At 64.7% G+C, this 13,034-nt stretch carries 13 protein-coding genes and 1 riboswitch; of the genes, 6 read left to right on the top strand and 7 right to left on the bottom strand.

Annotated elements, in window-relative coordinates; genetic code table 11:
* Window positions 1–361: 361 nt before the first annotated feature.
* Window positions 362–1,489 carry a CocE/NonD family hydrolase gene (locus VNN77_09485; protein HXG51621.1) on the top strand — a complete coding sequence of 376 codons (1,128 nt, stop codon included), beginning with the start codon at window positions 362–364 and terminating at the stop codon, window positions 1,487–1,489.
* A 55-nt stretch (window positions 1,490–1,544) separates the two neighbouring features.
* On the opposite strand, the gene pal is transcribed toward VNN77_09485, so the two are convergent.
* Window positions 1,545–2,078, bottom strand: a complete 534-nt coding sequence (gene pal, locus VNN77_09490; GenBank protein ID HXG51622.1) for a peptidoglycan-associated lipoprotein Pal — start codon at window positions 2,076–2,078, stop codon at window positions 1,545–1,547.
* A gap of 116 nt (window positions 2,079–2,194) precedes the next feature.
* Here pal and VNN77_09495 point away from each other — a divergent pair, with 116 nt between their 5' ends.
* The 3 genes from VNN77_09495 to VNN77_09505 all read left to right on the top strand — a co-directional run bounded on the left by VNN77_09495 (window position 2,195) and on the right by VNN77_09505 (window position 4,461).
* On the top strand, window positions 2,195–2,395 hold the full coding sequence (locus VNN77_09495; GenBank protein HXG51623.1) for a hypothetical protein: 201 nt from the start codon (window positions 2,195–2,197) through the stop codon (window positions 2,393–2,395).
* Window positions 2,396–2,465: 70 nt separating this feature from the next.
* Window positions 2,466–3,194, top strand: coding sequence for an SDR family NAD(P)-dependent oxidoreductase (locus VNN77_09500; protein HXG51624.1), 729 nt, complete (start codon window positions 2,466–2,468; stop codon window positions 3,192–3,194).
* 127 nt (window positions 3,195–3,321) lie between these two features.
* On the top strand, window positions 3,322–4,461 hold the full coding sequence (locus VNN77_09505) for an amidohydrolase/deacetylase family metallohydrolase (GenBank protein HXG51625.1): 1,140 nt from the start codon (window positions 3,322–3,324) through the stop codon (window positions 4,459–4,461).
* A gap of 14 nt (window positions 4,462–4,475) precedes the next feature.
* On the opposite strand, the gene VNN77_09510 is transcribed toward VNN77_09505, so the two are convergent.
* From VNN77_09510 to VNN77_09535, 6 genes are all read right to left on the bottom strand, one after another.
* Complete coding sequence (locus tag VNN77_09510; GenBank protein HXG51626.1) at window positions 4,476–4,643, bottom strand: hypothetical protein; 168 nt, start codon at window positions 4,641–4,643, stop codon at window positions 4,476–4,478.
* A gap of 63 nt (window positions 4,644–4,706) precedes the next feature.
* Window positions 4,707–5,747: a glycine/betaine/sarcosine/D-proline family reductase selenoprotein B gene (locus VNN77_09515; protein HXG51627.1), complete on the bottom strand. Its 1,041-nt coding sequence runs from the start codon at window positions 5,745–5,747 to the stop codon at window positions 4,707–4,709.
* Window positions 5,748–5,865: 118 nt separating this feature from the next.
* Window positions 5,866–7,143, bottom strand: a complete 1,278-nt coding sequence (locus tag VNN77_09520; protein HXG51628.1) for a glycine/sarcosine/betaine reductase component B subunit — start codon at window positions 7,141–7,143, stop codon at window positions 5,866–5,868.
* Window positions 7,144–7,686: 543 nt separating this feature from the next.
* Window positions 7,687–8,019, bottom strand: a complete 333-nt coding sequence (locus VNN77_09525; protein ID HXG51629.1) for a hypothetical protein — start codon at window positions 8,017–8,019, stop codon at window positions 7,687–7,689.
* A gap of 119 nt (window positions 8,020–8,138) precedes the next feature.
* Complete coding sequence (locus VNN77_09530) at window positions 8,139–8,852, bottom strand: dienelactone hydrolase family protein (protein ID HXG51630.1); 714 nt, start codon at window positions 8,850–8,852, stop codon at window positions 8,139–8,141.
* A 442-nt stretch (window positions 8,853–9,294) separates the two neighbouring features.
* Window positions 9,295–9,684, bottom strand: a complete 390-nt coding sequence (locus VNN77_09535) for a hypothetical protein (GenBank protein ID HXG51631.1) — start codon at window positions 9,682–9,684, stop codon at window positions 9,295–9,297.
* Window positions 9,685–9,928: 244 nt separating this feature from the next.
* Between VNN77_09535 and VNN77_09540 the strand changes: the two genes are divergently transcribed.
* Window positions 9,929–10,135 (top strand): hypothetical protein, encoded by a 207-nt coding sequence (locus VNN77_09540; protein ID HXG51632.1) that lies wholly within the window; start codon window positions 9,929–9,931, stop codon window positions 10,133–10,135.
* A 707-nt stretch (window positions 10,136–10,842) separates the two neighbouring features.
* A riboswitch (cyclic di-GMP riboswitch) is annotated at window positions 10,843–10,935 on the top strand.
* 66 nt (window positions 10,936–11,001) lie between these two features.
* Window positions 11,002–12,879 carry an InlB B-repeat-containing protein gene (locus VNN77_09545; GenBank protein ID HXG51633.1) on the top strand — a complete coding sequence of 626 codons (1,878 nt, stop codon included), beginning with the start codon at window positions 11,002–11,004 and terminating at the stop codon, window positions 12,877–12,879.
* Window positions 12,880–13,034 lie beyond the last annotated feature (155 nt).

Below are 13,034 nucleotides of genomic sequence, written 5' to 3' on the forward strand. Positions count from 1 at the left end.
GTCCCGGCCGCTCAAGCGCTTCGCGCGGTTAAAGTCGCTGCGCTCCCGTTCAAACGGTTCAAACCGTTCAAACGGTTCAAACCGTTCAAGCGGTTCAAACCGTCGCGCCTGCGGCGCGCTCGTGCCGGTCTTCCGTCTTCGGTCCCCGGTCGTACCCATTCAAGTCGCTTCGCTCCGACTGGTCGCTTCGCTCCCGTTCAAACGGTTCAAACCGTTCAAGCGGTTCAAGCCGTCGCGCCTGCCGGCGCGTTCGTGCCGGTCTCCGGTCTCAGGTCGGCACCTCCGTGCTCCAAGCGCCGTTAGTTTTTCTGCCGACTGCTCACTGCTTACTGCTCACTACCAGATGAAGGAGATCACAGCCATGACCGATTCGACAGGTGACGTGCTCGACAGAGAAGCGGCCGAGCGGGCTTTGTTTCCGGGGCGAGGGCTTCCCGGGGGCGGCCAGCTGGAAATCCGGATGGAGATTTCCGACAAGCACCCCGACCCGGACATCCGCGCGGTCGCGCGGCGGGTCAAGCCGTACAATCTGGAAAGCTGGCACGCCGAGTGGACGGGGGTCGCGCGCAAGAACGAGGAGCTGGCGGAACGATTCGAAAGTCAGGGCCTGAACGTTACCGCGCACGAGTTCTACCTGCGGGCGGCCGATTTCTATCGGCGAGCGCTGGTCTACATGCCCGATTCCGACCCGCGTATGCTACCGACTTATCGCAAGCTCCAGACGACCTTCGACAAGGCCTGGAACCTCGTGCCGCCTCCGTTCGAGCGGGTGCAGATCCCCTACGAGGGACACCGGCTGGACGCTCTTTTCTATCCCGCCGGCGGAAACGGCCGTTTCCCCGTGGTGTACAACTACGCGGGAGCCGACGGCATACTGCTGCGCGGCGACGACGGCGGCGCCCGCCAGTACGTGCGCCGCGGCATGTCGTTCATCGACGTGGACGGGCCCGGGCACGGCGGAAGCCTGCGCGAAAAGGGGCTGTACGCGCCGCCCGACTCCGAGCGCGTCGCCAAAGCGGTCATCGACTATCTCGTCACCCGGCCGGACGTCGACCCGGAGCGGATCGGCGTCCATGGCTCGAGCATGGGCGGCTATTCGGGCCCGCGGTGCGCGACCGAGGAAAAACGCATACGGGCCGTCGCCGTATGGAGCGGGGCCTACAACCTGGTCGACGACCTGTTCGATTACTACCCGCCGATCCAGGATCGGCTGCGCTGGTTGACCGGCGCCCGCGATCTCAAAGAGGCCAGAGAAAAAATGCGCGAGTTCACGCTCGAAGGGAGGGCGCAAAAGATAGAGTGCCCGCTGCTCGTCGGCTACAGCCGCGATGATCGCGTCATGGACCCTCGCGGCGCGCTGAAGCTTTACGAAAAATCGGTCAATTCCCCGAATCGAGCGATGCTCGACGGGGTCGGTCACGGTGAAAAACGCTTCGACCGCCGCAGCGCGATCGCCGACTGGTTCATGAAGCAGTTACACGCCGGGTGACAAAGCTCCGGCGGCTTCTCTGGAGCCGCCGGAGCCATCGAAAGGCGGGAAACGATCAGGTCGCCGGTCCGCCCGCGGTCACCACGAACCGGGCGCGGCGGTTCTTCTGCCAGCAGCCTTCGTTGTGTTCTTTGCAGACGGGGATTTCTTCCCCGTAGCTCACCGTGCTCAGCCGGCCGGCGGCGATTCCCAAACTGACGAGGTAGTTCTTCGCCGCTTCCGCCCGCTTGGCGCCGAGCGCGAGGTTGTATTCGTTGGTTCCGCGCTCGTCGCAGTGGCCCTCGATCTGGACGCGCGCCGACGGGTTCGCCTTGAGCCACGCGGCATTGGCCTTGAGGATATCGCGCGCCGCAGGCGAGAGATCGTAGCGATCGAAGGCGAAGTGGATGTCCTTGAGCGGTCCTTCCGCGGCCGCCTCGCCGCGGCGGAGGGCATCCAGGCTCGAAGCGCTCGGTTCTTTCTTGACCTCCCGGCTCGCCGCCTGCCTGGTTTCCTTCGCTCCGGTGGAGGCGCTGGGGTTCTCCACCGTCCACTTGGGCTGCGGCGGATTTGCTGCGGGACCGCATCCGGCCGCAATCAAAAGCGCCACGGCACCCAATCCCGCACGTAAAATCTCTTTACATTGCCCCATTGTCTACTCCCTTTCTCCAGAGAAATTTTTGGTACAAGTAAAAGTTGTTTGATTTTCGCACCACGAGGAATTGGATGTCAACGAAAATCTCTGCTCTGGCGCCGATTTTCACGATTTTCCCGGCAGTTAGCCAAAACCGTCGCGCCAGCTGCGAGCAGCAAGCCGTGAGCAGCTACCGCGGCTTCGCGGCAGACGGCTGGAACGGGTCGAGCTGCTCGAACGGTTTGAACGACCACCACAGGCGGCCGTTTGACAACCCGGCCGGCGAATTATAGATGCTGGTCCATCGAACCGTCGCAGCCCGGGTCCGCAGGCAAGGCGGCCCGAATCTACGGAGAAGTTGCCATGCTTCGTGACAAAGTCGTGATCGTTACCGGCGGCGCCCAGGGAATCGGGAAGCACGCGGCGAGAACTTTTGCCGCCGAAAAGGCCAACGTGGTCATCGCCGACCTCAACGAGGAGCGGGCCTGCAAGACGGCGGGCGAGCTCGGCGAGCAAACCGAAACGCTCGCGATCCGCACCGACGTCCGCGACCCGGAGAGCGTGGAGCGTATGGTCGATGAGGTGATACGGCGCTTCGGTCAGATCGATGTGCTGGTCAACAACGCCGCCATCGTACCGCACTTTGCCTGGGGGATCCCCCGCTGGCCGCGAATCAGCGAAATGTCGAAAGAGTTCTGGGACCGCGTCATCCAGACCAATCTCGGGGGAACGTTCCTCTGCACGAGGCAGGTGATCCCGCACATGGAGAAACGCCGCTCCGGTCACATCATCAATCTGTACGGCGGCGGCGGCATCAAACCCGCTGGCGCCTGCGCGTACGTGGTCACCAAGGATGCCATCCGCACCTTCACCCGCTACGTCGCCGAGGAAGTACGCGACTCCAATATCTGCGTGGTGATCTTCTCGCCGCGCGTGCCCATCGTGACCGAAGACGCCCCCGCGGAGGCGTTCGCCCGACTTCCCGGCCCGGAGATCCTTGGAAAAGGCTTCGTGCTCGCGGCCGAGCTGCCGGTCGAGCAGAGCGGCGAGATTTTTTCCTACCAGGACGGCAGGCTGGTCAACGAGCCGTGACGGTGCCGACGATGCCGAAACCGCCTTCCCTTTATCGGGGCCGGGCCGGCGACGCCCCGGCGAGGATACCCGCGGCGGTCGGCGCCCCGCACGCCGCCGCCGTGCGAAGCACCGGGGACTGCGCCGCGTGACCCGGCCTTTCGATCTCCTCCTGTCCGGCGGCACCGTGCTCGATCCCGCGACGGGATTTCACGGGCCGGGCGACGTCGCCGTTGTGTCCGGGAAGATCGCCGCAATCGGTCCCTCGCTGCCTCGCGATCAGGCGGTTCACACGCTCGACGTTCGCGGGCTTTACGTCACGCCCGGGCTGATCGACTTCCACGTTCACAGCTACTGGGGCGTCAATCCGTACGGCCTCGACCTCGATCCGATCTGCGCCGCGACCGGCGTCACCGCCACGGTCGACGCCGGCTCCGCCGGTCCGGTCAACTTTCCGGGCTTCAAGCGCCTGATCCACGCGCCTTCGCGCGCCCGCATGCTCGCGTTCGTCGCGCTGGCGCAGCACGGCGTGCTTCACGCTCCGGGAGAGCTTACCGATCTCCGCTTCGCCGATCCGGAGGCGGCGGCGCGCACGGTGGCGGAAAATCGGGAAATCGCCGCCGGGATCAAGGTCCGCCTGCATCGCAAGGCGGTGGGCGACAACGGCCGGGAGGCGCTCCGGCTGGCGATCGAGGCCGGCGAGAGCTGTCGCGCCCCGGTGATGGTTCACATCGGCGACACCGGCCTCTGGATCGAAGAGATCGTGGACACGCTGCGCCCCGGCGACATCGTCACCCACTGCTACACGCCCCAACAACCTGCGATCGTCGATCCGGCCGGGCGTCTGCGCGGCGCCGTGCGCCGGGCGCGCGAGCGAGGGGTGATCTTCGACGTCGGCCACGCCGGCGGCCACTTCGATTTTCAGCTCGTGCGCAGCGCCCTGGACGGCGGGCTCGCGCCGGACATCATCAGCACCGACCTGCACGGCCGGCTGGGCCCTTCGAACCCGGTCGTCGATCTGCCGACGACGATGAGCAAGTTTCTCGCCTTGGGCATGTCCCTGGACCAGGTCGTTGCCGCGTGCACGATCAACGCGGCCAGGGCAATCGGCTGGGAGGACCGGTTGGGGAGCGTCGCCGTCGGCCGGGAGGCCGACCTCGCCGTGCTCTCGCTGACGGAGGATCGGGTCTCCCTGCGGGATTCCGTCGGCGGCGAGCTTACGGCCGGGCAGCGCCTTGCCGTTCGCTGGACGATCCGGGCCGGCTCGGTCTTTCGCGCCCCCGGGTGAGCCGCCCTCTCGATTCAGCTCTTCAGCTCTTCGAGCGCTTTCTCCACCAGCGAACGGCGGATTTTTTTCTCCTCCGGAGGCGGAACCCTGGCATCGCCGACGACGTGGACGATGCCGTTTCCGAGCACGGTGCGGTTCGAGCCGACCATTTTCGCCACCGGAAGCGCCGCCGTGATCTGCACGGTCGGGATACCCGCTTTCTCCAGCTCGGTTGCGATCGCAGCGCCGCTGCGCGTGCTCGTCCCTCAGGTCGAGGTCAACAGGACGGCGTCCACGTCCAGCAACCGGATGGTTTCCGCCATCTCGCGCCCGATCCGGCGCGTGTTCGAAAGCGGATTGGCCAGCCCCGAGGTGGAAAAGAACTCGTCGTGGAGCTTGCCGATGACGCCTTCTCGTTCCAGCTCCCGGAGCGCATCGACCGGGACGAGGCGGTCGGGATCCTGGCGCACGAACTGCGGATCGTAGCCGCCGTGCGAGATTTCGTAGTCTTCTCCGCGAAGATCGGCCACCCCTTCGATGCTGTACCGCCCCCAGCGGGTCGCGGCCGAGCTTTCGATGTGGTCCGGATTTCCCCTGGGAACCAGACCGCCGTCGGTGATCACCATGATCCGCGCCCGCGAGAGATCTTTCACCGGCGGCGGCTTCGGGATCGGTGTGAAGGCGGGCGGCGGCATTTCGGGCTCGTACGGCTTGCCCCTCGCTTTCGCGAGGGCCATCGCCACCAGGCGCTGCCCCGCAGTTTGCTCGACGAAGCGGTCGCGAATGAAGCCCCGCGGCAGATATCCGTCCTCGGCCGGCAGACCGATCTCAGCCTTGGCCACGAGCTTCCGCGCCAAGCCCGCCATGCGGGCCATCACGTCCCGCATCCTGGCCGCGCTGGTTCCGGAGTCCACGATGTAAAGTTTTTCCCGGTACAGTTCCGCGCCGGGATTCTCGGAGCTCATCGCGCAGACGACCGGGATCCCGAAGCGCTCCTGCGCGGCGGCGCAGACCGCCCCCGCCGCGATCCCGTATCGCCCGGCCTGAAAGCATGGTCCGGCGACCAGCAGCTCGGCGCCGGCCTCCAGGATCGCGGCCAGCGCCGAAGCGAGCATCGACTCCTGCTCCTCCACGGCGTAGTTGTCGCCGCATACCAGCGTGCGGACGATCCGCGCCTCGCCACCCATCGCCTGCTCGAAGAGCTTCCCGGGGCCGACGGCGCCCTCGCGCACTTCCAGCCCCATACCGGCCCGCTCCTCGCCTCCGGCGCCGCCGAAGAACTGGTTCAGATAATGGACGACCCGCATTGGGCACCTCTTACGGAAGAAAACCGTTCAAGTCATTCGACCGTTTCGCTCCGTTCAAGCGGTTCAAGCGGTCCGTTTGAACCGCTTGAACCGCTTGAACCTTTTGAACGATTTTTTATCAACACACCATCGCCCTCAGCCTCGACGCGCCTTGCTGGTTGGCCACGCCGACGACGTTCAGCGACTCGATCTCCAAGGGTCCTGCCAGCACTTCGGCCATCTCGCGAGTCGACGCGATCACCCGCTCGACCCGCGGCAGCGACCATCGGGTGTCGTTGCCGCCGATGCAGACAATCGCGTCGACCTCAGGAAAGTTGAAAAGCAGGGCCGATTCGACCCGGTGGTCACGCGCCAGGTCGGTTACCATGACCGCAGTCTTGACTCCCAGCTTCTCGAGCAGGCGCGCCGTCTCGGCGAGATCCGTGTGGGGGACTCCGCCGCCGAATTTCGTTAGCACCGCGGCGTCGGCGCCCAGCGCCGTCTTCACGAGATTGGCCGCAAAGGAGCAGTTCCGTTCGCGGTCGAAATTGTTCGCAGAGGCGATCGTCGCCACGGTCCCCACGAACGCCAGCTCGCCGGCGCGATGGCGTTCGTAAAGCGCGCCGATCACGGGATGGTTCTGGTAAAAGTAGGTTTCCGCACCGCCGAGCGACGTGTGATACGACGGCAGCACGGCTCCGTCCAGCCACTCGTTGGGGTGGAGCACGACCGGCAGCATCCCGTCGGTGTCGGCCCCGTACAGAATCTGCTCCCCCGCTTCCGGCTTTCTCTGGCGCGAGAAGATCTGGCCAACGTACGCCATCCGCGGAAGTCCCCGGCGTTCTCCGCCGGCGGCCTCGATCTCGAGCGTTTCGACCGTATCCGCAGGCCGGGCGAAACCGGCCCGCGCCAGATGAACCGCGGCTTTCAGGCCCGCGAGGCGATATGCCTTTTGACGCGCGTGTCCCGGCAGGTCGGGCCGCGTCCGCGGCATCACGATCAGGTGAAGCAAAGCGCCGTAGGGCGAGACCTCGGCCGGCGCCCCGCTCATCTCCAGGACATAACCCGTTGGCCCGCGCGAATCTCCCGGAGAGTTCTCGCGCAAGATCGTCACGGCGGCCCCGTCGAGCACATGGGTCGAACCCCTCCCCGCGGTTTGCGGAGGGCCCAGCACGCCCGGAAAGTCCGGACCGCCGTCGGCCTTGGCGCGCGGCTCGACGATGTCGAATACGGGTCCCGCCCGGCAATTCTCGCCGGGGCGTGCGACGGTGAAATCCACCCCCGCCAGCGTGCCGTCCTCAAGCAGAAGAGCGCGAAGTTCGTCCGCGTCGATCGACAGGACCCCGTCCTTCTCGAGACGCGACGGTGCGCCCAATCGGAGGTCCCGGATCCTGTGGCGGTAAAGAGTAAGCGGCATTCCCGTCCTCGCCCGGACGATCGATTTAAAAAACTTCGGCGGCCGTCCTGCCGCGGACTTTACGACCGCCCGCCTCGGCCTGTCAACGATCCAGGATAGTTCCGGCGGACGGTCCTTGCCTCTCGCCGCCGATCTTCATAGATTCCTCGACCCGGGCGAATGATTCTGTCGCGATGACCTGCGAGCAAGTCGGTTCAAGCCGTCGCGGCCGCGGCCAGCAGACCGAGGACCGGGGACCGAAGACCGATGACCGGGAAGGACGCGGTCGCGCTTCCCGGTCCCCCGTCTTCGGTCGTACCCGTTCAAGTCGCTTCGCTCCCGTTCAAACGGTTCAAACCGTTCAAGCGGTTCAAACCGTCGCGCCTGCGGTGCGCTCGTGCCGGTCTTCCGTCCCCGGTCTCCGGTCTTTACTTCGAACCTCGAACCTCGAACTTCGAACCATCTTTTTCCCCGCGTTCGTGCCGGTCGCCGGTCTTCGGTCCCCGGTCGTACCCGTTCAAGTCGCTGCGCTCCGGTTCAAACGGTTCAAACCGTTCAAGCAGTTCAAGCCGTCGCCGCCTGCGGCGCGTTCGTGCCGGTCTTCCGTCCCCGGTCTCCGGTCTTTACTTCGAACCTCGAACCTCGAACTTCGAACCATCTTTTCTCGCGCAAAGACGCAAAGATCGCCAAGAAAGAAGGAGTATTTTTCCGCGCCGTTGGCGCGAAACAGAAAATTTTCTCTTTGCGCCCTTGGCGCGCTTGGCGCTCTTGGCGCGAGAAAAACAGGATGCTCGCGCAAAGACGCAAAGCACGCAAAGAAAGACCTGATATTTCAATCGCGGCCGCTGCGCGCTCGTGCCGGTCGCCGGTCTTCGGTCCCCGGTCGTACCCGTTCAAGTCGCTGCGCTCCCGTTCAAACGGTTCAAACTGTTCAAGCGGTTCAAGCCGTCGCCGCCTGCGGCGCGTTCGTGCCGGTCTTCGGTCTTCGGTCCCCGGTCCTTACTTCGAACCTCTTCTCAATCCCCTTCCTCCCACTGCAGGTGGCGTTCCATGAAGTCCACCACCAGCGGCCACGACAGTTCCGCGGCGTGGGCGTGATAGCCGACGGCCCCGGGATCGACGTAGCCGTGACCGCCGAACGGGAAAAAGTGCCACTCCAGCGGCTGGCCGTTTTCGCGGAACGCGCGCATCATCATATCCTGCACCGGAACCACGGTCGTCACGTCGTCCGCGCCGTACAGGATGATCGAGGGACAGCGGATCTTTTTTGCCGCTTCCGACGGATGGACCGGCCGCAACGGGGTCGTGGGCTCGTCACGCACCGTCGGATAGTACCCCACGAAAGCCCTGACCTCCGGCGTAGCGGCGACGAAGTGGATCGCGATCCGCCCTCCCATGCAGTAGCCGCAGACCGCCACCCGCCGCCGGTTGACGTGCGGCTGCGAGAGCAGAAAGCGCCAGCCCTCGGTAAGCACCCGCGTAAATTCCGGATCCGACGTCTTCGCCTGAATTTGCGATCCCGTCTCGATGTGCGTCGCCGCCGGATAGCCCAGCTGCTCGAAGACGTTGATCGCGAACGTGCTGTATCCCAGCTTGGCGAATTTGCGCGCTTCGATCTTGATGTAGTCGGTGACCCCGGACTTGGGGTGGATCAACAGCAATCCCGGACCGGGCGTGCTGCGCGCCGGATGGGCGAGAAATCCCGCCACTCCGTCGCTCTTTGTCGTCATCAAGCGCTCGATGATCTGCATTGTCGTCCCCCGTTGCAACCAAGTGAAATACGCCAGCGAGCAGTCAGCCGTGGGCAGCCTGTAAAAGCAGCTCGACGCTCCAGGTCAAGGACTCGCACGCCGAAGCAAGGGCGCCGCGAAAGAGCCCTCTCGCGCCGGGTTCATGCGAAAAACCGGAAACCGGGAACCAGAAACTGACCTTTTGGCGCCGCTGCGAAGCGGCAACCTATCACGTTCACGAGCGGGAGGCAAAATCGGATGGCGCGGCAGGGCGCCACGCCGGCACTGGCGTGACCGCTTCGACCGCCACGTGCCTCAAAAATCCGCGATGGGAAACCGCAAACTGAATTTCGCTTCGAAGGAGGACGCTCGCCCGTGGACCTCCGGGCGAGCGGGATCTCAGACGCGCAGCTTTCGCGCGGCGGGGATGAGTCGTAGCCGTTCAGGCGGCTGCACGCTGAGCGGCGGCTTTTTTCAGCTTCTGGTACTTGCCGCGCTGCAGTCTCTTGATCTTGCCCTCCCTGGCCCAGCGCGACAGCACCTGGCGAAGATAGAGCGGTGGGCGGTTGGTCCGCACACCCACTTTGACGAAATCTTTGCTCGTAAAGGTTTCCGGCAGTTGGGCCAACATTGCGAGCAAGCTGGTCCTGCCGGATCTGCGAGCTTTGCCGTTGCGCTCTTTCGCAATATCTTTACCTGCCAACAAAGCGAGGATGCTCTCATAGCGTCGGAGCTCTTTCTCCAGATGGGCTACTTCGGAAGACTTCTTCGATATTGCCTTCTTGAGCTGATTGATGTTCTCCACGACCGAAGCTCTGAGATCTCGTGCCATAGGGTCACCTCCTGGCTTCAGAGTAAGGCACCGGTTAATAAACTCAAGAGGGCGGATCGACAATTGAGCGCCAGAGACAATAGATATCCTGTTGACACTGCACGCAGCCCTCTGGTATGGCCCAGGATACTCGACTGTCGCCGTCGTCGCGGACGTCTCCCGGCGGAACATAACGCTTTTTTACGTGCACGCTGCGGCCTGCTATCGCCCGTCCTGCGTGACGCGATCGAGGAGGAGAGATCACATGGACTGGCGGCGCATCTTCGAACAAAGCCCCGTAAACGGCGGATTTTATGACGGTGAGCGTCTCGTCCAGCGCGTCTTCAAACCCGCAACGGGATCGTGGTTCCAGAAGCGGCTCGAGCACGTCCGCGCGGAGTTGAAAAAGGAAATGCTCTCGGCCCCGAAACTGCAGCCCGAAAAGCCCTCCGACCGGCCTCGAAACCGCTGACCCCCATGGATGACCCCGGCGGCCCTCCGTCGGCCGGTGACCACGACGCCCGCTGCTGCACCTTCCGATTCCTGCCTCTCGTACGCCTCTGTCACGAGCCCCTCGGGCTGTAAATAGCGTTAACACGCGACAGGCAGTCCCGAACCCAGCCCCCTGCTTTTTACGTTTTCCGGCGCTCCCCGCAACGCAACGGCTCGAAACAGAGCAGAGCGGTTGAACGGCTCGAACGTTTGGAACTGGGGCGCAGCGTCCTTTCCCTCGAACCTTCGAACTCCCGCGCCCCACTCCCGGCGGCCGGAGTCCCCGTCTAGTCGTTGTGCGGCGCGAACAATAATGTTCGCCGGTCCGGCCTTCCGGCGCCGGCGAACCCGCTTCAGGGCGCCGCGGCTGCCGCCCATCCGTTGCGTTCGGCGCGCGCCGTCGAGTCGAGGCCTGCGAAAAACCGCGCTCGATTCCTAAGCGTTTTTTTCGGCCTCTGCCGCGAGCACGCGCGGAACGCATTCGCTCGTTGTCGACCGCGAACATTATTGTTCGCGGCGCGCGAAATCTCCGCGCACGGCGCGAGTCGCCGCCGCGATAGAGAGCTTGCTGGCACATCGGTTGCAATTTCCGCCAGGCGAAAGATCGATCACCGCGGACTTCGATCTCTCCACAAGCAGACACAAACAACGTCGACCACGGAGGAGCTAGAACTCTAAACGTTCGCAATCCGTCAAGGGCAAACCACGCGAAAGCGTGGGACGCAAAGCCACTGGCCTAAGTCCCGAGCACAAACGGGATAAGGCAGCAGGGCTGCCGGACCGAGCACACTCTTCGAGGAACCGTGCCGGGTATCGGCCGAAGACCGGGTTCCTCGGGAGTGTGCAATGAAACGGACAATCCTATGGACTCTCGGATTTCTCGCGCTGACAATCCTCGGAGCGGCCGGCGCTGCGAGCGCGGCGCAGCTGCGACTGACCTGGAGCGACAACTCGACCGACGAAAGCGGATTCTATATCGAGCGGCGACCCGGCAGCGGCAGCACCTACACGCAGATCGCGAGCGTCGGCGCTGACGTCACATCCTACACCGATTCCAACTTACCCAACAGCACCACCTACTGCTACAGAGTTCGCGCCTACAACTCCGCCGGAACTTCCGGTTACTCCAACGAGAGCTGCGCCACCACCGTGGCCGCAACTTTCGTGGTGAGCGTGAGCCGCTCGGGCACGGGCAGCGGCACCGTGACCAGTTCTCCGGCGGGAATCGCCTGCGGTTCGGATTGCTCGGAAGCCTACACGAGCGGCACGACCGTCACGTTGACGCCCGTCGCTTCGGCGGGGTCGGTTTTCGCCGGCTGGAGCGGCGCCGCCGATTGCAGCGACGGCGTGGTCACGGCCAACGCCGACATCGCCTGTACGGCCGTCTTCAATGCCGTCGTCGCTTCTTACACCTTGACCGCAAGTGTCGTTAATCAAGTCACCTCCGCGGGCTCTTCCAGCGGCCGCGTGGTCAGCAGCCCCGCGGGCATCGACTGCGGCGCGGACTGCACCGAGAGCTACACGTCCGGCACCGTCGTGGTGCTCACGCCGGTCGCGGGATCGAATTCCAAGTTCACCGGCTGGACCGGCGACGCCGACTGCGCCGACGGATCGGTCACGCTCAACGGGAACAAGAGCTGCACGGCGAATTTCGCGCTGAACACGGTCACGCTCTCCGTCGCCAGGAACGGCAGCGGCACCGTGACCAGCACCCCTGCGGGGATCGATTGCGGCGGCAGCTGCTCCTACGCCTTCGTCTCGGGCAGCGCCGTCACGCTGCGCGCCAGCGCCGCGACGGGCTTCGTCTTCGCCGGCTGGAGCGGAGGGGGTTGCACCGGAACCGCGGACTGCACCATCACGCTGACCGCGAACACTACCGTTACGGCCAACTTCGCGGACGACCGGACCGACAAGATCGGCCTGTACCGCCCCGCCACTGGCGAATGGTTCCTCGATACCAACGGCAACGGCGTCTGGGACGGGTGCGGCGTGGATACCTGTCTGTCGTCGTTCAACGTCAAGGGAGCCGTTCCCGTGGTCGGGGACTGGGACGGATCCGGAGTAACTCGAGTCGGATTGTTCTTGACCGATTTATCCGGATTGTCCGACAGCACGACCACCTCGTCCCTGACCACTGCTTCGTGGTGGCGCCTCGACACCAACGGCAACGGCATCTGGGACGGGTGCGGCGTGGATACCTGCATCAACTCCTTCGGCGGCCCGACCGACCTTCCCGTGGTCGGAAAGTGGAGCGCGACGCGGCGGGATGCGATCGGGATTTTCCGGCCCTCGCGCGAACGCTGGTACCTGGACCTGAACGGCAACGGGATCCTGGACGGTTGCACCAGCGATGCCTGCTCGCGGTTCAGCTCCTATGCGGCCGGCGACCTGCCCGTCGCGGGAGACTGGCTCGGCTCGGGCAAGACCCAGCTCGGCTTTTACCGGCCCGCCACCGGCCAGTGGTTCCTCGATCGCAACGAGAACCGGACCTGGAACGGTTGCGGCAAGGACACCTGCATCTCGTCCTTCGGCTCGCCGGGCGACATTCCGGTGACCGGTGACTGGAACGGCACCGGCATCGCCAGGATCGGCGTCTTCCGCCCCTCCACCGGCGAATGGCTTCTGGATCGAAACGGCAACGGGGTATGGGACGGTTGCAGCCTCGATCTCTGCATCTCCGGCTTCGGTTCGTCCGGAGACATCCCGGTGGTCGGCAAATGGTAGGCCGAGACCCGTCCCCTGGGCAGGAAAAGGCCCGGCTCGCGAGAGTCGGGCCTTTTCGTTTTCGCGCCGACGCGGTCGTTGCGCAACGTCCTGAAACCCAGTAGATTTCCGCGAATCCGGGATCGATCTTCCGGACCGGGAAACCGCAGGTTCTG

The sequence above is a fragment of the Candidatus Zixiibacteriota bacterium genome, assembly GCA_035574315.1.
In the GTDB taxonomy this organism is placed as follows: domain Bacteria; phylum Desulfobacterota; class Binatia; order UBA9968; family UBA9968; genus DATLYW01.